The sequence below is a fragment of the Flavobacterium resistens genome, from assembly GCF_900182645.1.
In the GTDB taxonomy this organism is placed as follows: Bacteria; Bacteroidota; Bacteroidia; order Flavobacteriales; family Flavobacteriaceae; genus Flavobacterium; species Flavobacterium resistens.
On sequence record NZ_FXTA01000008.1, the window covers coordinates 68,815 to 93,289 of the forward strand.

Annotated in this window: 26 protein-coding genes; 24 read left to right on the forward strand and 2 right to left on the reverse strand. The window is 33.0% G+C overall.

The genetic code is table 11. The features are described from left to right. The first annotated feature begins 1 nt into the window (after position 1). The 18 genes from FN795_RS21090 to FN795_RS21175 all read left to right on the forward strand — a co-directional run bounded on the left by FN795_RS21090 (position 2) and on the right by FN795_RS21175 (position 14,876). Positions 2-1,369 (forward strand): alginate export family protein, encoded by a 1,368-nt coding sequence (locus FN795_RS21090; RefSeq protein WP_142452467.1) that lies wholly within the window; start codon positions 2-4, stop codon positions 1,367-1,369. A 16-nt stretch (positions 1,370-1,385) separates the two neighbouring features. Further along, entirely contained in the window at positions 1,386-2,336 is a 951-nt protein-coding gene (locus FN795_RS21095; protein ID WP_142452468.1) for a polysaccharide deacetylase family protein, read from the forward strand. Positions 2,337-2,781: 445 nt separating this feature from the next. Continuing rightward, entirely contained in the window at positions 2,782-3,597 is an 816-nt protein-coding gene (locus FN795_RS21100; RefSeq protein ID WP_142452469.1) for an alpha/beta fold hydrolase, read from the forward strand. A 59-nt stretch (positions 3,598-3,656) separates the two neighbouring features. After that, positions 3,657-3,977 (forward strand): phosphoribosylpyrophosphate synthetase, encoded by a 321-nt coding sequence (locus FN795_RS21105; protein WP_142452470.1) that lies wholly within the window; start codon positions 3,657-3,659, stop codon positions 3,975-3,977. A 97-nt stretch (positions 3,978-4,074) separates the two neighbouring features. After that, positions 4,075-4,707 carry a hydrolase gene (locus FN795_RS21110; protein WP_035652272.1) on the forward strand — a complete coding sequence of 211 codons (633 nt, stop codon included), beginning with the start codon at positions 4,075-4,077 and terminating at the stop codon, positions 4,705-4,707. Positions 4,708-4,768: 61 nt separating this feature from the next. Next, positions 4,769-6,655 carry an amidohydrolase gene (locus FN795_RS21115; protein WP_142452471.1) on the forward strand — a complete coding sequence of 629 codons (1,887 nt, stop codon included), beginning with the start codon at positions 4,769-4,771 and terminating at the stop codon, positions 6,653-6,655. Between the two features lie 11 nt (positions 6,656-6,666). Further along, positions 6,667-7,101, forward strand: a complete 435-nt coding sequence (locus FN795_RS21120) for a DoxX family protein (protein WP_142452472.1) — start codon at positions 6,667-6,669, stop codon at positions 7,099-7,101. Between the two features lie 124 nt (positions 7,102-7,225). Continuing rightward, on the forward strand, positions 7,226-7,699 hold the full coding sequence (locus FN795_RS21125) for a Dps family protein (RefSeq protein ID WP_142452473.1): 474 nt from the start codon (positions 7,226-7,228) through the stop codon (positions 7,697-7,699). Between the two features lie 6 nt (positions 7,700-7,705). Further along, a complete protein-coding gene (locus FN795_RS21130) occupies positions 7,706-8,374 on the forward strand; it encodes a YoaK family protein (protein ID WP_142452474.1) in 669 nt (222 codons plus the stop codon). Positions 8,375-8,392: 18 nt separating this feature from the next. After that, positions 8,393-8,755, forward strand: coding sequence for a GNAT family N-acetyltransferase (locus FN795_RS21135; protein ID WP_394345184.1), 363 nt, complete (start codon positions 8,393-8,395; stop codon positions 8,753-8,755). 196 nt (positions 8,756-8,951) lie between these two features. After that, positions 8,952-9,572 carry an alpha/beta hydrolase gene (locus FN795_RS21140; RefSeq protein ID WP_142452476.1) on the forward strand — a complete coding sequence of 207 codons (621 nt, stop codon included), beginning with the start codon at positions 8,952-8,954 and terminating at the stop codon, positions 9,570-9,572. Further along, positions 9,572-9,922 carry a cupin domain-containing protein gene (locus FN795_RS21145; protein WP_142452477.1) on the forward strand — a complete coding sequence of 117 codons (351 nt, stop codon included), beginning with the start codon at positions 9,572-9,574 and terminating at the stop codon, positions 9,920-9,922. The genes FN795_RS21140 and FN795_RS21145 overlap by 1 nt, the downstream gene beginning before the upstream one ends. A 237-nt stretch (positions 9,923-10,159) precedes the next feature. Further along, complete coding sequence (locus FN795_RS21150; RefSeq protein WP_142452478.1) at positions 10,160-11,098, forward strand: ring-cleaving dioxygenase; 939 nt, start codon at positions 10,160-10,162, stop codon at positions 11,096-11,098. A gap of 224 nt (positions 11,099-11,322) precedes the next feature. Continuing rightward, positions 11,323-11,844 carry a hypothetical protein gene (locus FN795_RS21155; RefSeq protein ID WP_167498116.1) on the forward strand — a complete coding sequence of 174 codons (522 nt, stop codon included), beginning with the start codon at positions 11,323-11,325 and terminating at the stop codon, positions 11,842-11,844. Positions 11,845-11,941: 97 nt separating this feature from the next. Beyond that, entirely contained in the window at positions 11,942-12,400 is a 459-nt protein-coding gene (locus tag FN795_RS21160; RefSeq protein WP_244290023.1) for a DUF4440 domain-containing protein, read from the forward strand. Positions 12,401-12,418: 18 nt separating this feature from the next. After that, on the forward strand, positions 12,419-12,757 hold the full coding sequence (locus FN795_RS21165) for a lysozyme inhibitor LprI family protein (RefSeq protein WP_142452480.1): 339 nt from the start codon (positions 12,419-12,421) through the stop codon (positions 12,755-12,757). Positions 12,758-12,874: 117 nt separating this feature from the next. Beyond that, positions 12,875-13,978, forward strand: coding sequence for a hypothetical protein (locus FN795_RS21170; protein WP_142452481.1), 1,104 nt, complete (start codon positions 12,875-12,877; stop codon positions 13,976-13,978). Between the two features lie 217 nt (positions 13,979-14,195). Beyond that, a complete protein-coding gene (locus tag FN795_RS21175; protein ID WP_142452482.1) occupies positions 14,196-14,876 on the forward strand; it encodes a metal-dependent hydrolase in 681 nt (226 codons plus the stop codon). Positions 14,877-15,078: 202 nt separating this feature from the next. Here FN795_RS21175 and FN795_RS21180 read toward each other — a convergent pair whose 3' ends face one another. Then, complete coding sequence (locus FN795_RS21180) at positions 15,079-15,915, reverse strand: alpha/beta fold hydrolase (protein WP_142452483.1); 837 nt, start codon at positions 15,913-15,915, stop codon at positions 15,079-15,081. 289 nt (positions 15,916-16,204) lie between these two features. On the opposite strand from FN795_RS21180, the gene FN795_RS21185 reads away from it, so the two are divergent. Further along, a complete protein-coding gene (locus FN795_RS21185; RefSeq protein WP_244290024.1) occupies positions 16,205-16,987 on the forward strand; it encodes an alpha/beta fold hydrolase in 783 nt (260 codons plus the stop codon). Here FN795_RS21185 and FN795_RS21190 read toward each other — a convergent pair. After that, on the reverse strand, positions 16,984-18,957 hold the full coding sequence (locus FN795_RS21190; RefSeq protein ID WP_208743587.1) for a sigma 54-interacting response regulator: 1,974 nt from the start codon (positions 18,955-18,957) through the stop codon (positions 16,984-16,986). The genes FN795_RS21185 and FN795_RS21190 overlap by 4 nt on opposite strands. Before the next feature lie 205 nt (positions 18,958-19,162). Here FN795_RS21190 and FN795_RS21195 point away from each other — a divergent pair, with 205 nt between their 5' ends. The 5 genes from FN795_RS21195 to FN795_RS21215 all read left to right on the forward strand — a co-directional run bounded on the left by FN795_RS21195 (position 19,163) and on the right by FN795_RS21215 (position 24,447). Next, the gene (locus tag FN795_RS21195) at positions 19,163-21,598 is read left to right on the forward strand and encodes a sensor histidine kinase (RefSeq protein ID WP_142452484.1); all 2,436 of its coding nucleotides are present in this window, start codon (positions 19,163-19,165) and stop codon (positions 21,596-21,598) included. 156 nt (positions 21,599-21,754) lie between these two features. Continuing rightward, the gene (locus tag FN795_RS21200; protein WP_142452485.1) at positions 21,755-22,498 is read left to right on the forward strand and encodes a hypothetical protein; all 744 of its coding nucleotides are present in this window, start codon (positions 21,755-21,757) and stop codon (positions 22,496-22,498) included. A 73-nt stretch (positions 22,499-22,571) separates the two neighbouring features. Next, positions 22,572-23,102 (forward strand): hypothetical protein, encoded by a 531-nt coding sequence (locus FN795_RS21205; RefSeq protein WP_142452486.1) that lies wholly within the window; start codon positions 22,572-22,574, stop codon positions 23,100-23,102. Positions 23,103-23,129: 27 nt separating this feature from the next. After that, on the forward strand, positions 23,130-23,669 hold the full coding sequence (locus tag FN795_RS21210) for a hydrolase (RefSeq protein ID WP_142452487.1): 540 nt from the start codon (positions 23,130-23,132) through the stop codon (positions 23,667-23,669). 7 nt (positions 23,670-23,676) lie between these two features. Continuing rightward, on the forward strand, positions 23,677-24,447 hold the full coding sequence (locus tag FN795_RS21215) for an alpha/beta hydrolase (RefSeq protein WP_142452488.1): 771 nt from the start codon (positions 23,677-23,679) through the stop codon (positions 24,445-24,447). Positions 24,448-24,475: the final 28 nt, after the last annotated feature.

Genomic DNA, 24,475 nt, shown 5'->3' on the forward strand with positions numbered 1-24,475 from the left:
CATGAAAAAATATATTCTTTTATTTCTAATTTGTATTCAGCTCCACGCGCAGTCGTATCCTGAATTTAAGCCTTTGCGTTTTGATGAAAATTATAAGGTTTTGGAAAAAGATACGGTCAAAAAAAATTGGTACAAAACCATGAAATATATGCCGCTTTCTTTCTCTGGTGAAACATTTTTAAGTTTTGGAGGCGAAATTAGGTATCAATATTTTTATGCCAAAAATGAAAAATGGGGAGATGATCCTGTCGATGACGATGGCTACATTTTAAACCGATTATTGCTTCACGCCGATTTTCATTCCAGCAAATATTTCAGGGCTTTTATTCAGCTTCAAAGCAGTAATGCCAACGGAAGAATTGATCCGAGTCCGGTTGATAGTAATCCGCTTGAAGTACATCAGGGATTTATTGATGTGAATGTGTTTTCCGAAAAAAATAAACAATTGATTTTTAGAGTTGGAAGACAGGAATTAAGTTACGGTTCACAACGTTTAGTGGCAGTTCGTGACGGACCAAATAATCGCCAATCTTTTGATGCTGCGAAAGCCATATTCGGAATCAATAATTTTCGTACTGATTTATTCTATAGTCATTATGTCGTTGCTGAAGACGGCATTTTTGATGACTCTTCGAACAAAAAAAGACAGTTTTGGGGAAGTTATTTTGTCCTCAATAAAATTCCGGCACTCAAAAATATTGACCTTTATTATTTGGGTTACGAAAGAGCAAATGCCAACTTTGATGATGCCAGCGGAAAAGAATTACGCCATTCTGTAGGAACTCGCATTTGGGGGAAATATGACGAATGGCGTTATGATGCCGAAGCTCTTTATCAGTTTGGAGATGTCGATTCCAAAAACATTAAAGCCTGGACGGTTTCTCTAAATACCGGATATCAATTTACTTCTGTAGTTTTAAAACCTGAATTCGGATTTAAAGTCGAATTGATCAGCGGTGACAAAACCAATGGAGACAATCAATTAAATACTTTTAATCCGTTGTTTCCAAGAGGCGCTTACTTTGGATTAGCTTCTGTTATTGGACCTTCAAACTTGGTCGACTTTCATCCTTCCATTGGTTTTGAATTGGCAAAAAATATCGATTGGGTTATTGATTATGATATGTTTTGGAGATACAGCAGCGAAGACGGAATTTACGGTCCAAACACTATTATGATTTATCCGGGTGATGCAACCGATGCTAAAGAAATTGGAAAACAATTGGAAAGCGAAATTATTTACACGCCAAATCAATATTTGTATTTCCGAGTTGAAGCAACCTGGTTTAAAGCCGGGGATTTCTTAAAAGCTGTCGGAACTGGAAAAAATATGTTTTTTACTGGTGTAACTGCGCAGATTAAGTTTTAATTCAAATAGTAAAACAATGACAACAAGAAGAAACTTTATAAAAATGGCTGGTTTAACAGGCGCTGCAGTAATGGCAAATCCTGTTGACACTTTTTCAAATACTATAAAACAAGAAAAAATGGAATCTGAAACAAAAAATAAATGGTTGGATGGCTCAAGATTAGTTGTCTCCGTTTCCATGCAGTTTGAAGCGGGCGGTCAGCCTCAAAATGCAGAAAGTCCGTTTCCTCAAAACATGCAGAAAGGCTATAATGACTTTCCTGCTGAAACCTGGTATCAATATGGCTATAAAGAAGGAATTCCGAGAATGCTGGACAATTGGGACAAACACGGAATAAAAGTCACTTCACACATGGTCGGTTCTGCTGTTTTACAAAATCCTGCTCTCGCAAAGGAAATTGTTCAACGCGGACATGAAGCGGCTGCTCATGGTATGAATTGGAGTTCGCAATACGCTATGTCTTACGACGAAGAGAAAAAATTTATAAAAGCCGGTGTCGACGCAATAAAACAAGTTACCGGATTTACTGCTGTTGGCTATAATGCAAATTGGCTTCGTCGCGGGGAAAACACCATTAAAATCCTGCAGGAATTAGGCTTCTCCTATCATATTGACGATTTAAGCCGAGATGAACCTTTTATCATTCAAGCCAATAAAAAAGATTTTGTTGTTGTTCCCTATACTATTCGCTGCAATGATATCGTTTTGATTGAAGGGAAAAACTTTTCATCTGATCAATTTTTTAATCAGGCAAAAGCCGAATTTGATCAGCTTTATGCCGAGAGCGAATTTAAACGCAGGCAAATGTCGATCAGTTTTCATGACCGAATTGGTGGAACTCCGCAAATGGTAAAGACAACATCTGATTTACTCGATTATATTAAAAAACATAATGGCGTAAGTTTTAAAAGAAAAGATGAAATTACTAAAATGACGCTTCAGGATAAAACATCTATTCGCGAATAATTCAAACCGAAAAGCCAGAAAAGTTTTTTTGGCTTTTTCTCTATAAGTTTAAAATTCTATATAAAACAGTTTCATCTCATAAATTAGCGAAATATCGCAACTATCACGACTCTTAAAACAGTTAAAGCCTTATTCTCATTGACTTTATATTTTTAGGCACATTAATTGGCATTGTTTGGTATTCAAATAAATCAATTAAAGTACCGAAAATGAAAATCAACAAAGAATGGCATTCTACTCGAGATCCTTAAATTCTGATAAAAAAAATCACCCCCATTTTTACTTCTTAATCTAGATTAATCGATGCAGGTTTTATTCTATAATATATTTGCATCATACTAATAACAAAACAAAATATAAATTGATTTAAAAGTTAAAATTAAAAACTTAAAATTCAATTTTAGTTAAAATTTTAAAACAATATTAATCTTAAAATCAAAAAACCATGAGCACATTTACAGTAAAAGACGGAGCAGAAATTTTTTATAAAGATTGGGGAACTGGACAACCAATTGTTTTTCATCACGGCTGGCCATTATCAAGTGATGATTGGGATGCACAGATGATGTTTTTCTTAAAACAAGGTTACAGAGTAATTGCACACGATCGCCGCGGACACGGTCGCTCAAGCCAAACTTCTGAAGGAAATAACATGGAAACTTACGCATCTGATATTGCTCAATTAGTTGAAGCTTTAGATTTAAAAGATGCTATTCACGTTGGTCACTCAACAGGAGGCGGTGAAGTAATTCGTTATGCAGCAAAATACGGAAAAGGACGTATTGCAAAAGCAGTAATCATTAGCGCTGTACCGCCAATTATGGTGCAAAGCGAATCAAATCCAGAAGGTGTGCCTTTGTCTATTTTTGACGAAATCAGAAACGGAACAGCTTTTACCAGATCACAATATTTTTATGATTTCCCTATTCCTTTTTATGGATGGAATCGCGAAGGACAAACCGTTCAGGAAGGAATTAAGCAAAATTGGTGGCGTCAGGGAATGATGGGATCTGTTTTAGCACATTACGAAGGAATCAAAGCTTTCTCTGAAACTGATTTTAGAGAAGATCTCAAAAGTTTGGATATTCCGGTTCTTGTATTACACGGAGAAGATGACCAGATAGTTCCTTATCATCAAGCACCAAAATCAGCTGCATTGCTGAAAAACGGAAAATTGATTTCGTATCCAGGATTTCCTCACGGAATGCCTACAACTGAGGCAGAAACAATCAACAAGGATATTTTGGCTTTTATAAAATAAATCAATCAAAACTGCCTGTAAAAGGTTTGTCTAACAGGCAGTTTTAAATTTTCCAAATTATGAGTTTTTTCCAACAACCCTCTTTCGATACCGTTACTGAAGCTTTACAATGGCTGAATTCGCAAGGTTTTACAGCAGATTTTAATCTTGATTCAGATTGTATTCGTTGCAATACTACCAAACAAAGCTTGCCGCCGGAAGAATTCAAAATTGAATATTTATTTCGCTTTGAAGGCGATAGTAATCCCGCAGATGAAGATATTGTGTACGGCATTATATCTGAAATCCATAATCTGAAAGGTGTTCTAACAAGTGCTTTCGGAACTTATGCCGATAGTGTTTCAACTGAAATGATTAGAAAACTTTCAGTACATCAATAACTAAAAATGTCTTTTCAATAGACAAGTACTTTAACAACCAATTAAAAGTTTCGCCTTTCATTGGCTTAACTAATTATAAATCTTAAAAATAAACCATATGAAACCATCTGTTAACTTATTGACCCCAGACAATCACGCTTTAGTATTAATCGATTTTGAAGGACAAATGGCTTTTGCCACAAGCAATCTTCCGGTACACGAATTACGTACGAATGTTGCCATTGTTGCAGGAGCATCAAAAATTTTTAATGTAAGTACAATTGTAACAACTGTTGCTGAAGAAAGTTTTTCAGGGCCGGTTTTTCCAGAAGTAGAAGAGTTTTATCCAATTGCAACTTCAGGATATATCGATCGTACAACAATGAATACTTGGGAAGATGAAAATGCTTATAAAGCCATTGTAGCAAAGAAAAAACAAAAACTAGTTCTTGCAGGATTATGGACAAGTGTTTGCATCGTTGGTCCGGTTTTATCTGCAATTGAAGAAGGTTACCAAGTATATGTAATTACAGATGCCTGTGGTGATGTAAGCAAAGAAGCGCACGAACGTGCTGTAGAAAGAATGATACAAGCTGGCGCAATTCCGGTAACTGCTATCCAATATTTATTAGAACTTCAAAGAGACTGGGCTCGTCAGGAAACTTATGGTCCTGTAACTTCTTTGATGAAAAAATATGGCGGTTCTTATGGAATAGGAATTCAATATGCACACACAATGCTAAAACACTAATCTAGTAAACGCATTTACAATATTAGAACCTATCCGAAGCTCAACTCTAATCAATTAATTTATGAAAGCAGATTTAATTTTATTCAACGGAAAAATTCATAGTTTCAATCCAGAAACTCCAAATGTTACAGCAGTTGCAATCAAAGACGGAAAATTTATTGCCGTTGGAAATGACAGCGACATTATGAGTTTTGCTTCTGAAGAAACCAAAATAATCGACCTTCAGAATAAGAGAGCTGTTCCTGGAATCAACGATTCACATATTCACCTTATCCGTGGCGGATTAAACTATAATTTGGAATTACGTTGGGACGGAGTTCCATCTCTAGCTGATGCGCTTCGAATGCTAAAAGAGCAAGTCGATCGTACTCCAAATCCGCAATGGGTTCGTGTAGTTGGAGGTTGGTCTGAATTTCAATTTGCTGAACGCAGAATGCCAACTTTGGAAGAAATTAACGCTATTGCACCAGATACTCCAGTTTTTATTCTGCATTTGTATGATCGTGCAATCATGAATAGAGCGGCGTTGAAAGCAGTTGGTTACAATAAAAACACTCCTGCCCCTCCAGGCGGACATATAGAACGTGATTCAAATGGAGAGCCAACCGGACTTATTATTGCGACGCCAAATGCAATGATTTTGTATTCGACTTTAGCTAAAGGACCGACGCTTTCTTATGAACACCAAATCAATTCGACGCGTCATTTTATGAAAGAATTGAACCGTTTCGGAATCACAAGTGTTATTGATGCCGGAGGTGGTTTTCAAAACTTTCCAGACGATTATAAAGTGGTTAATGAATTGAATGAGAAGAAACAATTGACAGTAAGAATTGCATATAATCTATTCACTCAAAAGCCAAAACACGAATTTGAAGATTTTTCAGATTGGATTGATACCGTGAAATTATACCAAGGAAACGACATGTACCGTCATAACGGAGCCGGCGAAATGCTAGTTTTTTCTGCTGCCGATTTTGAAGATTTCCTTCAGCCAAGACCTGACCTTCCTGAAAATATGGAAGCTGAATTAGAAAAAGTAGTTCGTCTTTTGGTAGAAAATCGTTGGCCATTCAGACTTCATGCTACTTATAACGAAAGCATAACACGATTTTTGAATGTTTTTGAAAAGATCAATCAGGATGTTCCTTTCAACGGACTTCCGTGGATTTTTGACCACGCCGAAACAATTGACGAAAGAAACATTGAACGTGTAAAAGCTTTAGGTGGCGGAATTGCTGTACAAAGCAGAATGGCGTATCAAGGTGAATATTTTACAGATCGTTATGGAGCAAAAGCAGCCGAAAACACACCTCCAATCAAAAAAATGATTGAAATGGAAGTTCCTGTCGGTGCGGGTTCAGACGCAACACGTGTGAGCAGTTATAATCCGTGGGTTTCTATGTATTGGATGACGGTTGGAAAAACTATTGGAGGTCTGCAATTATATAATGAAACGAGACTAAACAGACAAACTGCTTTGGAATTGTACACTAGAGGAAGCGCTTGGTTTTCGCAGGAACAAACTAAAAAAGGTGATATTAAAGTTGGAATGTTCGCTGATTTAGTGGTTTTAGATCGTGATTATTTTTCTATTGATGACGAAGACATTAAAAAAATAGAAGCTGACCTGACAATTGTAGACGGAAAAATTGTGTATGCAAATGGAGATTTTTCTTCCTTCTCACCTCCTACTATTCCAATTTTGCCAGATTGGTCGCCAACAAATATTTACAATGGTTATCCAGTAAGAAGCAGCTTTCAAAGTACGATTGAAAAAAACTCAAAAGCAGATGCTAAACCAAAATTGACTTCACAGATCCACAGTTGCAGCGGAAGTTGTGATGTTCATTTACACAATCACGATGCTGCCCGAATGAGCAATGTTCCGGTCAATAACTATAATGCATTTTGGGGCGCCTTAGGATGTTCTTGTTTTGCTTTCTAAATTTTAAAGAAATGATTGATATTATAAAACAAATCCTTTATTCCGATTTAGGAAATTCGTTCAACAATGCGGCTCTTTTAGTATTTAGAGTTTTGCTTGCAATTGAATTATTCAGAGTACACGGAATGAAGAAATTCAGAATTGAAAACGGACAAAAAGAACACGTTCCGAATCCGTTGCATCTGCCTGAAAAACTGAATGGATTAGTGGCTACTTTTTCAGATACTATAATTCCGTTTTTTATTATTCTCGGACTCGGAACACGCCTTGCGGTACTTCCAACAATTGGTGTTACGGCCGTTGGTTATTTTGTGGTTCACAAAAATGATTCACTAGAAGTACGTGACGTTCCTTATATGTACACTTTATCATTATTACTGCTTCTTGCACTTGGCGCAGGAACTTATTCACTTGATAATTATTTATTGACGTTACTAAACAATTAATTTAAACACATAGAAACTAATTTCTTTCTTTATCCTTTTTCAAAATCAAAGAAAATCTATGTTTCTACGTGTTTAATTTATTTGAAATTACCCATAACATATTATTTACTAAACCAAATTTAAAATGAAAGCAAACATCGGAATTAAACAAGAAAGCATCTCAAAAGTTGTTGAGGTATTAATTAAAATTCTTGCAGACGAATTTGTTCTTTATACAAAAACAAAAAGAGCACACTGGAACGTTGAAGGTCCGGATTTTTACAATAAACATCTTTTCTTCGAACAGCAATACGATGCCATTGATGAAATTGTTGATACAGTTGCCGAAAGAATCAGAGCTTTAGGTCATTATACGCCTGCAACTTTAAAAGATTTCTTAGCATTGACACATCTTACCGAAGAATTAAAAGAGAAAAATGATGCCAATGGTTTTATTAAAGAATTGCTTTTGGATCATGAAAGCATCATAATTTATTTAAGAGAAAACATCAATAGTATTGCCAACGAACTGCAAGATGCTGGTACAAGTGATTTTATCACCGGACTTGTTGAAAATCATGAAAAAATGGCGTGGATGCTTCGCGCTCATTTAAACTAAAAAATTATGGAAATACAACAAAAAAACATTTGGTATGTAACGCTGCTTTTAACCATGATTGCAGGATATTGTGATACCGTAACTTTCGTCGCTGCCGATTCCATATTTTCAGCACACGTTACGGGTAACTTTATTGTCTTTGCATATCAGATTATCAAAGGTTCAGATATCAATGCCTGGATAAAACTGCTGACTTTTCCGGTCTTTATTATTGCCGTAATTACTGGTGGAAGAATCGCATTAAAAGCAACAAATCGGTATACTATTTTATTTTGGGAAGGCGCAATATTGATTTTAAGCGGGATTGCATTCTCTGTTTTTAGTTATTTGAATAGTATTTCAGAATGGATAATTTATTCCGTTGCTATGACGACTGTATTTGCAATGGGACTTCAGAATGCTTTTGGAAAACTTTACGCTAAAGAAACGCACGGACCAACAACCATGATGACTGGAAATGTAACACAAGCTTCTCTTGATTTAGGGAATCTATTAAAAAACGGATTTAAAGATATAGATGCCATTTCAAGTTTTAAGAAACAATTAGTTACTATAATTGGTTTTTTGATTGGATGTTTTATGGGAGCAGTTGCAGGTAAGTTTTTCGGATTGGGGACCTTAATTCTTCCTGGAGCTGCAATGATTATCTGTTATTGGTATCATCGCGAAAGCTAGATAAACGCCGATTTTGAATTGCAGATTCCTGATAAAATAGTATCTTTAAATAACAAAACTCCTTATAAAACTAAGGATAGAATAAAATATATGGAAATAATAAAATTAGAATTAGACGAAAAAAAACATGGCGCTTTTAATCTCTATGTTGATGATAAAAAACTGGGCGAAATGACGGTAAGCATCAAACCAGATTTGTTAACGGTTTATCACACAGGAGTTGAGCCAGAAGCAGAAGGAAAAGGTTATGCAAAAAAACTTTTAGAAGAAATGGTAGCATACGTTCGTGCCAATAATATGAAAGTTTTACCGCTTTGTCCTTATGTACACGCACAATTCAAAAGACATCCAGACGAATACGAAGATATCTGGAAAAAATAATTAACTCTTGACAAAGCAAAGTTTGTCATTTCGACGTAAGGAGAAATCACACGAGTAATGCCACAATGTAATTAGAAAAATCTTTGTCGATCAGCTTGTGTGATTTCTCCTTCCGTCGAAATGACAATATTGCTTCAAAAATTCAAATCTGCATGAAAATTAATTCGTCTAACTAATAATTAAAAAATACAATTTTATGAATACTGAAATTTTAACCTACGGCGTGCCTTTAAACGAAGCCAAAAAAGCTTTAATTATGATTCATGGCCGTGGCGCTGGAGCTCATGATATTCTGTCCATTGCAAAACATCTTAAAGTTGAAGGTTTTGCATTGGTCGCGCCTGAGGCAGAAAATAGAACTTGGTATCCGTATTCGTTTTTGGCTCCGCTTGACCAAAATGAACCTTCGTTTTCAAAATCATTAGAAGCCATTCATCAGGTTGTAGTGGCTATTCAACAAAACGGAATTGAAAAAGAAAACATTTATTTTTTAGGTTTTTCGCAAGGTGCTTGCCTAGCTTTAGAATTCACTACAAGAAATGCAGCTAAATATGGCGGAATAGTTGCTTTTACAGGCGGATTAATTGGCGATCAGGTTTATGAAAATCATTATTCAGGAAACTTTGAAAATACTCCAGTTTTTATTGGAACAAGCGATCCTGATTTTCATGTTCCTGTCGAAAGAGTTAATGATACTGAAGCGCTGATGACAAAAATGGGCGCTGATGTTACTAAAAAAATCTATCCAAATATGGGACACACGATAAGTCAAGATGAGGTAGATTGTGCAAATGCATTGATTTTCAATAAAAAATAATGATTACAATTACCCGTATTTACAGTGATGTCAATGGAGAAAGTCATTTTGAAGACTTTGAAGTTCCGTTGAAAAACAATGGCGATATTGGATTTTTATCTGATGATGAAGCCGTAAAATCAATCGTTTTTAGAGAAGTTAGTCCTTCTTATGATTATGATTTTCATAATGCTCCAGACCGTCAGTATATTGTTTTGCTGGAAGGCGGTGTCGAAATCGAAACTTCATTAGGCGAAAAAAGAACATTTAATACTGGTTCTATTCTCCTTGTTGAAGACACTACAGGAAAAGGGCATAAAACAAAAAATATTGAGCCAAAACTTCGAAAATCAATATTTATAAAGTTATAAATACTATTTCGTATTCCAATTCTCCAAATCACGATATATCGTGTAATCTCAAAATGGATTTTTCTGAAAATCCTTTAAAAACAAGGCATTTAATCAAATGGAATATTATTTGGTTATCGTTTGAAAGTTTCAAAAATACGTCTATTTCATTTCTTAATCTAGGTTAATCGATCCAGAAAGATAACGAACGTAAATTTGTATAAGAAAATCAAACAACAATTTAATATAAAAAATACCATGGAAAATAAAATTTTAGGCTTACACCATATTACTGCAATTGCAGGTGATGCTAAACGTAATTTCAACTTTTATTCAAAAATTTTAGGATTGAGATTCATCAAAAAAACGGTGAATTTTGACGATCCGGGAACATACCATTTTTACTTTGGTGACGAAGTGGGAAGTGCAGGAACAATCTTGACTTTTTTCCCTTGGGGAGAAGGAATTCAGCAAGGAAGAAAAGGTTCTGGAATGGCAACAGAAATTGGTTATTCTGTTCCAAAAGGAAGTCTTGATTTCTGGCAAAAACGTTTTGATCAATATAATGTAATCTACAATAAACCTTCAGAAAAATTTGGAGAAAAATATTTGACATTTTTAGATCCAGACGGATTAAAACTAGAATTAATCGAATCAAAAACAGATGACAACAGAAAAGCTTGGGAAACTGATGAAGTAAAAGTAGATGTTGCAACAAAAGGTTTTCATAACATTACTTTGACTTTAAACGACATCAAACCAACAGCAGCAGTTTTAACTGAAATATTCGGTTACAAATTAATCGATCAGGATGTAAATCGCTACCGTTATGCTACAGACGCTGTTGAAAATGCTGCTATTGTAGATTTGGTTGAATTAGCGGATGAAAAAAGAGGTCTTGGCGCAAATGGAACAGTTCATCACGTTGCTTTCCGCGTTCAGAATGATGAAATTTTGATGCATTTCCGTGAAAAAATCGAAGCATACGGATTGTCTATTACACCACAAATTGACAGACAATATTTCCACTCTTTGTATTTTAGAGAACCAGGCGGAGTTTTATTCGAAATCGCTACTGATAATCCTGGATTTACTGTAGATGAAAGCTTAGAAGAATTAGGTCAAAACTTAAAACTTCCAGCACAATACGAATCTCAAAGAGAAGCAATTGAAGCACATTTGGTTAAAATAAATTAATATAAATGCTAACCGGGTTTATCCCAAAATACACAACTATTTTTTTGAAAAAGCCGTCCTGATTGGGATGGCTTTTTTTTGTTCCGAGGAATTATTATTTATGAGGAAATATTTTATATTTGAGTAATTAAAAATGCTGAATTGGGTTAATTCATCTGCTCAAATTAGGTGTGATACGTCTAAAAAAATTAAACGAATTAGCTGAAATTACAAAATCAAGCTCTATGCAACAATTTGATATTATTTACGATTTTGGAATTTTGGAAGTGATAAAAAAATCATGGTTTTTGGTTATACCCTTAATTATATATTGGATAGCAAGTAAAAGACTTAGAACTAATGAACATAACGAAGGGAATATATTTCAGAATTTATTAGGACAAAATGAAACTTTCGACGATGTAAAAACACAAATAGTTAAATATGTGTCTTTCATCTTTTTTATATTTTTGGTCATTCTCCAAACTAAAAAGATATATCGAACTTATAGCATTTTGAACAATGGTTTAAAATCAGTCGAAGGTTATGTAACTGACTTTCACGGAATGCCATCATCAGGACATGACACTGAACGATTCAAAGTAAAAAATGTGAAATTTAAATTTTCTGATTTCGACTTATCTAATTTTGGATATAATAAATCCAAATCCAAAGGTGGCGCAATAGATGAAAATGCATATATCAGAGTACATTATTATCAATCAAAAGATCGAAATGTTATACTCAAATTAGAAAAGAGAAAATAAAATCCCCTTCATTGGCGCGAGCGTCACGCTCGTGAACACGAAGCTATCTTACCCTGAAAAGCAGTTGGCATATCATTATTAATCAAAAAAATGAAAAATGAAAAAACTCAATACCCTAATTTTTATGATATGTTTTACAACATTATCATTTGGACAAAACTCAACCAAAACCGACAAATCAAAAATAGAACAATTAGTTATTGAATCATTTGACGAAATTTGGTCTAAATTAGATTCTAAAAACATTGATAAATACTACACAAAAGATTTTCTTCTTTTGGAAAATGGAGAAATATGGACCAATGATACTATTGCAAATTATTTAGACAAGGCTTTACTTGACAAACCAATTCCGAAACGAGTGAATTCAATTGAAATTATTGACATAAAAATTTTAAACGGAATGGCTTGGGTTGCTTACAAAAACCACGCAGTATTTTCGTTTGAAGATAAAACAAGTAAAAAAGTATATTGGCTGGAAAGTGCAACCGCAATTTTAACAAAAAACGGATGGAAATTAGAAATGCTACATTCAACCAGAGCGAAAGGTGAATAAAAACAATTCAACGATAAAATGAAAAAAACAATATCTATAGTATTTCTACTTTTTTCAACTTTCGTCTTTTCACAATCTGTAACGGGAGAAGATGAATTATATGCAGATTATAAAAAAGCAGACAAAGAATTAAATTTAGTTTACAATAAAATCATAAAAAAGCTGAATGAAACGGACAAAAAAAATCTAATTGAATCTCAAAGAGCCTGGATAAAATTTAGGGATTTGAATTGCAAATTCATAAGTCAGGATCCTGGAGACGGCGGTGGTCCTTACGAAAATAAAATGAAATTAGACTGCCTAATCCAATCTACAATCGGAAGAACAAAAGAATTAAAAAATTGGGCTGATAACTAAAAGTCAGCAGGCAACAGGCAGATAATACAAAAACTAACAATACAACCAACCTTTTGACGATTTTTTGCATCATTAGAAATATAGAGCATGAACACCAAATCGCAAAAAAACCTTCAAATGAAAAAAATTATTTACATCACATTTTTATTTTTCAGCATTTTATCTTTTGGGCAAATTGGAGACCCTACTCCACACTTAGATAATGAATATCCTCCTCCGCCCCCTGGTTACCAATGGGATTTTTCGAAAAAACCATATAAAAAAATAACAAAATTTGAAGGCAACAAAATGGTTGATGAATTTGATTCAATAGGCAGACCTATTTCAAGAAGTGTTTTTTGGAATCACGTAACTGAAAGTACACTTACAAAATATAAAGGTGATCAGATTGTTGAATTCACGAGAAAACAAATCTATAATCTCGATGAAACAGGAAAAAAAATAAACGACGATGTAATAATTACCACTACACTAAATCTAGATGATAAGGGAAAAATTATTGATGGAAAAACAGTTAGTTTATCAAAAGATGGTAGTTTTAAAACAACTGGATATCAATATTATGACAATAAAAACAGATTAGTAACAACTAAAGATTATACAGGAGCATATGTTGATAATTTCTATTATTCGGGTAAAAATTTAATTCGAAAAGAAGAACTACATCAAATTAATGCAAACACAAAAACTATTGTTGAGAGAATTTACAAATACAATAAAGACAACCAAATTGTTTTTTCTGAATCAATCAGGAGCATTTTTAAAGACAACATATTAACAGAGAAAAAATCTTCTGGTACGGTTGAACAGGAATATAAAAACAAATTAGTGGTAAAAAAAGTTTTAAAAGGCAATTCAGAAACCATTGAGAGAAATTATACTTATGATAATAATAAAAACCTAATTACTTTCATTGAAATAGAAAAGAACAGTGAGGGCATGGTAACATCTCAAACGAAACGAACAAAGAAGTATGAAAACAATATTTTAGTATATTCGGATTTACAAGATGGTTTAAGTACTCAAAAAGATGGCTTTAGTTTTACCTACTATTTTCATTCCGATAATGATTCGTTAGCAAAAGCAGAAACTTCTGACGATAGAGGAAATTTAAAAACGGAGTATTTTTATAATGAATACAATCATTTAATTAAAATCTTAACCTCTTTTTCTAATAAATCTTCGCAAAGTAAAATTTTATATGAAATTGAATATTTTTAAAAAAGAAAATCAATAAAGTATAAAACATAACTATATTTTAAAGAAGCTGTTCAATTTCTGGACAGCTTTTTTTGTTTAAATCCATTATCATTTTGGATTTAAATCATTATTAATAAACCTTTTAAATTGTAACTTTATTAGTTTAGCGAGATCCCTTTTTCTGATGGCATATTTCTTGAAAAATAATAATCATTATTAACTAATTAAATCTTTAATCATGAAAGTTACTTATTATGGACATTCTTGTTTTTCTGTTTTTACAAATGGAAAACATATTCTTTTTGATCCCTTTATTACCCCGAATGAATTAGCCAAAGAAGTTGATGTTGATAGCATAAAAGCAGATTATATTTTTATTTCTCACGCGCATTATGATCATATTTTAGATGTGGAGCGAATTGCAAAAAATACCGGCGCAAAAGTGCTCGGGAATTTCGAAATCTATAATTGGTTATTAAAACAAGGAATTGAAAACGCACATCCGATTAATCCGGGCGGAAAGTTTGACTTTGATTTCGGAACTGTTAAGTGTGTGATAGCGCAACATCCGAGCAGTTTTATGGATGGTTCTTACGGAGGAATCGCCTGCGGTTTTGTACTAACCACGCTTGAAGGAAATTTTTATTACAGCGGCGATACAGCACTGACTTTAGATATGCAAATTATTCCAAAATTCACAAAACTTGACTTTGCTGTTTTCCCAATTGGCGACGGACTTACAATGGGATTTGAAGAAGCAATTGAAGCTTCAAAACTTGTGGGTGTGACTAAAATTTTAGGCGTTCACTACGACACTTTCGGTTTTATTGTAATGGATCATCAAAAAGCTTTTGATGCTTTCAAAAATGCAAATCTTGAACTTTATTTACCAAAAATTAATACTACAATTGATTTATAATTTGAGGTGTTTTCATAGTTATATTTCGCTAAATAAAATCTTTTAGCGAAATATCATTATGACTAAAATGCAAAATTAAAATCCATAAAAAGATTTATGAAAAAATTTCATAAAAAAAGGAATAGCAGCTGAAACTATTCCTTTTTAGCACATAATATCATTTTTAGAAAATTACTATGCGAGATTAAATTCTAAAATTCTATTAAGTGTATTTTACAAAGTTTATAATTTGTTTTGAAGTAAGTTCCGGATATTGATGCTGTGGTGCATGCCCTGTTCCGGAATGAACAACCAGTTGAGCGTTTGTCATTTGATTAAAAAATGAATACCAATTTTCTACCGCAAAACTGATATCATGATCGCCACAAATAATCAAAATTGGTGTTTTAGTTTTTTTGATTTGTTCTCTAAAATTTAAAACGTCTTCTCTAAATCCATCACCTCCGCCAAAATACAATTGAAAAACATCCATCGTAGAAGGAATTTTTGCAACATCAATTTTTTTATGAATTCTGTCGTGTGAAGCCTTTGCAGCCAATTTGCTGGACTCAGATTTAGGTTCGAAGAATAAAACAATTTCATCTTCAAAATCATTTATTGGTTTTAAAGCCGCATCATAAAAAGCTTGTTCAATAGGAACTTCATTTTTCCCTGGAGGATTTGTTCCAACTAAAACCGCATGAGTTACCAAATTAGGATATAACAAAGTTGCCGCTTGTGCCACCAATCCGCCATAAGACCAACCTAGAACCACAATTGAATCTATTTTCAAAATATCCGCAAGGTCTTTAATATCTTTAGCTACAACCGTTATATCTGGAGTCAAACTACCTGTAGAAGAGCCAATTCCTGAATAATCAAATACAATAACATTGAATTTTTTCGACATTGACGCAATAAATAGCGGGTCCCAGGTGTCGAGCGTTCCTCTAAAACGGTTTACAAAAAATACTGCTTTTCCTTTCCCGTAAGAGCGATAAGCAATTTTACGATCGCCTAAATCGGCAAAACGTGTCTCTGCATCATAAATTTTTTTCATAATTATAATTTAAAGATTGGTATCAAAATAATTCTTTCCATATGGGACAGGCAAAGATTAAACCAAAACACAAAATACTGAATAACAACGACTTTACAATCAACTAGCGTATTTGCAATTATGATATTTCAATAATAAAAACTTCTTTTTAACGACATTTAATAACTACAAAGCTTTCACCGACAAGGAAGCTTTAATAATCAATGCTTTACAAAAGAGGCATTCCTTTTGTTTTAATTATTTAAACCACTTCCGCTTTTCTGAGAAATAATCTTAAAGATCAAATAGTATGTATTTATCTAATAGCAAAACGATTATGTTTATTACAGGGGCATTTATAAGTCATTCCTGCTGGGAAGAATGGATTATTTTTTTTGAAAATAAAAGATATAAAACGATAGCGCCACCCTGGCCTTATAAAAATGAGACTTCAGAAACTTTACGCCAACACCCAAATCCAAAAATCGCCGCTATGCGACTAAATGATGTATTGAATTATTATATTGAAATCATCGAAAAACTTCCCGAAAAACCAATTCTTATTGGACATTCTTACGGAGGTCTTTTGACACAATTATTGCTTCAGAAAGATTTGGGCTATGCCGGAATTTGCATTAACTCTATTCCGCCAGGAAATTTAACTTATTTCAATTTTTCTCTTCATAGAAAGATTTGGAGTACTTTAGGTTTCTTTAATTCTAAAGAGAAAACCAATTTAATATCGTTTAAAAAATGGCAATATCACTTAGCGAACCATATGTTTTTTGAAGAACAAAAAGAGACTTATGAGAAATTAGTAATTCCGGAATCGCAATTCATTTTTTGTGATATTTTTTCTGATTCTGCTAAAATCGATTTTAAGAAAAAACACGCTCCACTTTTATTTTTAGCTGGTTCAGAAGATAATTTCGTTCCGGCTTCCATTCAACGTTCTAATTTTAAAAAATATAAAAACATCCACTCTATTACTTGCTATAAAGAATTTCAGAATAGCAATCATTTGGTTTTAAAACAATATCATTGGGAAACCATTGCCGAATTTATTGCCGAATGTCTCGAAAAAATCGGTTAACTAATTTCTCTCTTTATTTCCAGTTTTTTTATTTTAGAATTTAAAGTCGAAGGATGAATATCTAAAATCTCAGCTGCACCGCCCGCTCCAGAAATTTTTCCGTTGCATTTTTTCAGAATGTATAAAATATAATCTCTTTCGTTTTCTAAAATGGTTTTTATCGAAAAGGATTCCGAAACTTGTTCAGGATGCATTTTTGAAGACATTGAAAGCTCAATCTCTTTAATTGTATTTCCGTCAGTCAGCAAAATAGCACGCTGCATAACATGTTCCAATTCCCTGATATTTCCGGGCCAATTGTAATTCATAATTTGCTGCAAGGCAAAATCAGAAAGAATTGGCGCTTTTCTGCCCATTTTTTCACTGTAGATTTTTATAAAATGATTCGCCAAATCCGGAATATCTTCTTTTCGTTTTTTCAATGATGGAACCATAATCGGGAAAACATGCAAACGATAATATAAGTCCATTCTGAATCTTCCTGCGGCAACTTCTTCTTCGAGATTTTTGTTAGTCGCGGCAATGATTCTAACATCTATTTTTAACGATGACATTCCACCAACGCGTTCAATTTCTCGTTCTTGTAAAACACGCAACAATTTCACTTGAAGTTCTAACGACATCTCTCCTATTTCATCTAAAAAAATAGTTCCGCCATCAGCCAATTCAAATTTACCAATTCTTCTATCTGTTGCGCCTGTAAAAGCACCTTTTTCATGACCAAAAAGCAATGATTCAGCCAGATTTTCGGGAATCGCGCCACAATTAATTATTACTAAAGGTTTTTCTTTTCTTGGAGATAAAGCGTGAATACTTTGCGCTATTTTTTCTTTTCCAGTGCCACTTTCGCCTAAAACCAAAACCGAAGTATCAGAAGGCGCCACTTTTCGGATATAATTGAAAACCGAAATCATCTGCGAACTGTTGCCAATAATTCCTTCAAAACCTTCAGAAATATGTACAGGTTTTGCACTTTTAATTTCTGCTTTATTTACAGGCAAGCTGACATCCTGTTTTGAATAAATTCTATTGATAAATTGAGAGAAAGTATGTTCAAGGGAATTAAGCAATTTTAAATTTTCCTGAGAATAAATATTCAAGTTTCGACTGTAAAAAGTGAAATAAAAACTTTGAATACTTGCTATAGAAACGGGAAAAACCAAATAAGATTTTATTCCAAAATTGTGGGCAATCAACGCTTTTATTGGCGCTTCCTGAAAATTATTTATCAGTGATTCTTCGCTGTAAATAATAGGCTCTTTGTCAATTTTTGATTTTCTATACGTTTCATCAAGCTCTTTTTCAGAAACTACGGCAATTTGTGAAAGCTTTTTTGCATCAATAATTTGATACAAATCGATGTTTTTGCGAATAATTCCCAGTTTGTCATAATGTGTTGTCGTGGCAAAACCAGTTTCTAAATAATCAAATGGAATATAAGTCTGAATTATTTTAGCAAAAGCCAACAATTTATCTTCGTTTTTTTCATTTGAATTTATGATTTCGGTAATTTCTTTTTGTAATTGAAATTGCTGCATCAATTGTGATTCCAGACTATATTGCTGCCGATAAAATGCAATTTCCAAAGTCGTTAAAACATCTTGATCACGAAATGGTTTTACAATAAATCCGTATGGATGAGTAGTCTTCGCCTGATCCAAAATACTTTTACTTGAATTAGCCGAAATAAATATAAAACCTATGTATTTTTCTTTAAGATAGTAAGCCAGTTCTATTCCGTTTCGACTGCCTTTCAGCATAATGTCCAGGAAAACTAAATCGGGTTTATCAATCTGAATTTGTTCTAAAGCCTGCTCAACCGAACGTGCGATTCCCGTTACTTCATAGTTTGCCTTTTCGAGAATTAACTGTAAATCATGTGCTTCAATAAATTGATCTTCTACAATTAAAATTCTTTTTTTCAATCCTGAAGTAACAGTTTCATATCCGTTATCGGCAGTCTTTTTCATAAGTGATTATTTTTTGTCTTAATATTGCACTTAATTAATTGATACAAAAATAGTTAATTATCGCAATTAAAATGTTCCGTTTTCAAATTTAGATAAATAAAAATCATATTTAATATTAATTTTCATATAATTTTTCAACAATCGATAGTTGTTTGTGTATATATTTGTTAATCCAAAACTTACTAAAATTTAATTCTAATCAACCATGAAACTTTTGTACTCTTTTTGTCTGTTGTTTATTATTACAATTAATTCTGAAGCGCAAAATCATCCGGCTACTGCAAATTATGATTTAAAAAAGAAACGTTTATTAATTCAAACTTGTTCTACTTATTTATATAATTCCAATCAAGGATCAATTGATGCTGATAGCTCCGTAGTTTTGACATGCAAGGCTTATAAACTTCCGGTAGCTTTAGCTTATGACGAAGGCTTCAATGATGGTTCGTATTTAATTGGAAATGATTTAATCGAAAAAGGAAATGTTCATGCTGCGAAACAACTTTTTGTAAAATCAAAAGGGGTAGATAAAATCAAATTGGCTTTGCAATTGGGGATTTTTTATTTATTTAAACCATTTGCAATACCAGACGATATTAATAATGCTAATCTTTATATTTCTGAGGCAATAAAAATCAGCAATGAATTAAAAATAAAAAAGTGGCAACATCAGAGTTTGATGCTTTTGGGGAAATTTTACTTCCAAATCAATAATTATCCTGAAAGTAAAAAATGCTTTTCACAGGTTGTAGAAGAATGCCGAAAACAAAAAGACAAAACAATATTAGCAGATGCATTACTAAACCAGGCAACCTATCAATACGACCTCGATCCAGAAAAAGAGAAAATCCTAAAAGAAGTAGAATCACTATATGCAGACTTGGGATTTGAAGAAAAAAGAATCGAAGCAAAAATGAAGTTGTGCACCATTTATTTCTGGCATGGAAAAATTAATGATGCTAAAAAAATACTCTACCAAAACATCGCTGATATGCGAAAAATTGGCTTCAGACAACAGCAATATGGAGAAACAACAATTTCATATATAGAAGGCGTTCAATTCAATATGAAAAGTGCGTTTTATTATGCTTTAAAAAGTGTAGAAACAATGGAAAATACAAAAGACTACACCTTTGCTGATATTTTTTATATGCGATTGGGATTAATCTATTTAAATATGGGGCATACTGATGAAGCTTCAAAAATGGCTGAAAAAAGTATTAAATATGGTCAAAATGTTTTTAATAGTGGTAGTTGGTACAAAAGTTTTGTAACTGCCGCAGCATCTTTATCAATGAAAGGAAAAAATAAAGAAGCAATCGAATACATGAATACAGTTACAAGCAAATTTACGCCTCCAAATAACTTTGACAAAATGCTAGTTAATTTTGCATACGCCAACTGTTATGCGAGAATTAAAAATTACGGTATAGCCGAAAATTATTTCGAAAAAACTGCCGAAGCTGCAGACGCTCTAGATTCACCTCAAACCTATCGTGATGTGTGCAATAGCTACTCGTCTATCGCTTTGTTTTATGCTAACCGAGCTGATTATAAAAAGACACAATTTTATATAGATAAAATAAACACATTGTCAAAAAAATACAATAAAAGCTTTGGTACTGAAGCATTTTATATGTCTTTATATAAATTAGATTCGGTCAATGGCAATTTTAAATCTGCTTTAATAAATCATAAGATCTATAAAAAATTTAGTGATTCACTTGTTGATTATGCCAAAAACAGACAAATTGAAGAACTAAGAATAAAATATGAAACCGTAAATAAGGAACAGAAAATCAAACTCTTGAATCAGGAAACTGACTTGCAGGAAAACGCATTAAAAAAATCAAAATTATTAAATACGCTTTCTATCTGGAGCTTAGTTTTGTTACTAATTACAATTGCATTATTGTATAACAGATATCGTTTGAAACAAAAAAACAATGCTGAATTAGAACTGAAAGAAAAAGAAATCAACCAAAAAAACATCAATTTAAGACATTTATTGGATGAGAAAGAATGGCTTTTGAAAGAAATTCATCATCGTGTAAAAAATAATCTGCAAACTGTTATTAGTCTTTTAAATTCGCAATCGGCTTATTTAGAAAATGATATGGCATTGTCTGCGATTAAAAATAGTCAGCACCGAATTCATTCCATGTCTTTGATTCATCAGAAATTATATAATTCTGAGAATATTTCGACCATCAATATGCCTAATTATATTAAGGAATTGGTTGAATATTTAAAGGAATCTTTCTCGCTTGGTCAAAGAATCCGTTTTGAATTAAAAATTGATCCGCTCGAACTTGATGTTGCACAGGCTGTTCCAATTGGACTTATTTTAAATGAATCGATTACAAATGCAATTAAATATGCTTTTCCAGACGATAGAACCGGAATGATTTACGTAACTCTCGAAGCTATTTCTGAAAACAAATATTTATTAACCATTGCCGATAACGGCGTTGGATTTGATGTTAATATCAGCGCCAAGAAAATCAATTCTTTCGGATTGAGTCTGATAAAAGGTTTAAGCGACGATTTAGAAGCTTCCTTTTCTATGGAAAATAAAAACGGTACCATCTTTAAAATTGAGTTTTCAAAAGAATTTCCAATCAATGAAAAAAGAAGATAATTGAATTGACGAAATCTCACTAATTTAAATCACTTTAGCGAAATATAGCGCTTTTGAATGCTTAGAAAAAGCGCTAAACACCATGAATTAGGTAGTTTATTGGCATGGCATATTAATTGGTTTCTTAAAGAAAATTAACGCTAAAAACCATTTATTATGAAAAAGTCAATACTGCTGTTAATCATTCTATATCTAAATTATGGTGCAGCAAAAGCCTGCGACAAATGTGTTGCTTATAACAACAGTGATTTTAAAATAAAATCGGCTACAATTACACATAAAGCGGATTTGGGGTTAACAATTTGGGACATTAAAGTCGAAGGAACTGCAGGCAAAACAATGCCTAAGCCCGTTGGACAATTAAATGGAGCTCCGGTATTAGCCTATGTTTTTCCAACTACATTAAAATCTTCTGATATTGGTTTTGGCCAAACCGAAGGAATTGTGGCGCTTGCCCTAACCTCACATCCTGATTTTGAAGACACTCCACTTTGGGATGAAAATCTGGACGGAAATTATCTCAACGATGGACTAGTTTGGCATGCACACTGGGTTTTATTGGTTGAAGATAAACGTGTTGGAGGTGGACTTTCTGTAAAAGAATTTACAAAAGGAGATCCGAAAGTGGTTTTGCCTCCTACAAATCCGGGTATGGCAATGTATATGGATAGTCCTGGTTTCAATATAGTTTCTAAAGGAAATTCAATAAAAGTAATTGTGCCCAATTTTAGAATCAATAATAATACAAATTTCAAGTTTGATGCAGTAAGCTGCTATATGGAAGTCAGCACAGGCGCTGGCGGCTCACACGATACTACAGGTGCAAAACCAATGCTTGGTGTTTACAAAGTGTATACTGTTGCCAGTGGCAATCTTTCATTGCCTTATTCTGTAAAGTAAAAATTAATATTTGCATCTTTTTGTGAATATATATCTAAATTTCTTCATCGATGAATTTATAGACTATTTAAAAATGAAACTGTTAGCCGAAAGTACTTGCAAAACAATTATAAATGCTTCAATAGAAAGCATTGACCTGACCGAATGGCTTTTTACTTTAAAAGATTCTGAGTATCAAATTTGCTCAAAAGATCATATAGCAGCTGGCAATTCGATCAGCGAAAATGGAAAAAGAATGTCTATAAATGTGGAGCAAATTGCCGGAAATCTGCTGATACAGCATTATGTTGAAGATATTAGCCAAAAAGACCATTGTCGTGTACAATCTATTTCAGATTCAATTGCGGCAGCGGGTAAAACTAAACTTCATATCGTTTGGGAATTAAAGATTGAAAAAAAGGATTTATCAAGTTGCGAACTTTCTAATCATGTTATTGTAAATGCAACTGATGATTTTTTAAATTTACTTAATCATTTAAATATCAAAAACTTAGACTCAATTTCAAATGAAATGCTTCAGAATTTAATTCAACATAATGAAGAGGAAACACCACTTTTTGCAAATGATATTGAAAGAAAAGCATTGAAAGGAATTTGGAGTTAAAACATTGTTTTTAAAACTAATAAACTTATGCTAATACAAGGAAATACAGGATTAATTGTAATTGATGTTCAGGGAAAACTTGCCCGAATTGTGGACAAAAGCGAAGAATTAGTTTTAAATCTTGAAAAACTGATTCGTGGCTGTCAGCTACTTTCGATTCCGATAATCTGTGCCGAACAAAACCCGAAAGGACTCGGTTCAACAATACCGGAATTAGAACAATTATTACAACATCAGAAACCGATTGAAAAATATACTTTCAATGCTTTTGATACTGAAATTTTTAAGCAGGCTATTATTTATTCGGGAAAAAAGCAATGGTTGATTTGTGGTATTGAAACTCATATATGTGTTTATCAAACTGCAATGGGTTTATTATCAAATGATTTTGAAGTACAAATCGTAACTGATTGTGTTTCTTCCCGATCAAAACAGAGTATTAAAATAGCGTTGAAAAAATTGCAAAACAAAGGAGCTGATTTAACGAACGTTGAAATGTGTCTTTATGAACTTGTTAAAGATTCCAGACAAAATATCTTCAAAGAAATTCTAACATTAATCAAATAAAAAAATCATGTCAAAATCAAAAACTATTATACTGATTCACGGAAATTTTGTAAACGACAAAACCTGGACAGAATGGAAAAAGTACTATGAACAAAAAGGATATATTGTTTATGCACCAGCAAATCCAGGACACGATGGAAATCCTGCTGAATTGAGAACAAAAGTTCATCCAGATCTGGTTAAAACAGGATTTATAGATATTGTTACTAATATTAGCAAATTAATTGATTCATTACCCGAAAAGCCATTAATAATTGGTCATTCTATGGCAGGTATGGCTGTTTTAAAATTAGTAGAACTAGGGAAAGCTGCTGCTGGTGTAAGTATTGACGGAGCACCTCCAAAAAATGTTTTTCCTCCATTTCAAACTTTAAAAACGGTAATTCCGGCATTTGGTTTCTTTTCTTCCAATAAATATTTTATGGGAAGCCGGGAATGGTACGATTATGCATTTTTCAATACAATACCTGAAAATGAAAAACAGAAAGCATTTGAAAAATTTGCCGTACCAGAAAGTTATAAAGTCAGTCGGGAATTGGTTTTAAATTCGTTTTCGAATATCAATTTCAAAAAATCACATGAGCCTATTTTGTTCATTGGAGGTGGTAGCGACCATATTTTCCCTCCTAGTCTGACACAAACTATAGCTAAAAAATACAGCGATAATTCTGGTCGTGTAGATCTTAAAATATTTAATGGTAAAAGCCATTTCATTTGTGGAGAACCAGGCTGGGAAATTGTCGCCGATTATATAATTAGTTGGTACGAAGATTTATAAAAAACAATGTTATACAAGTGCGCAAGCA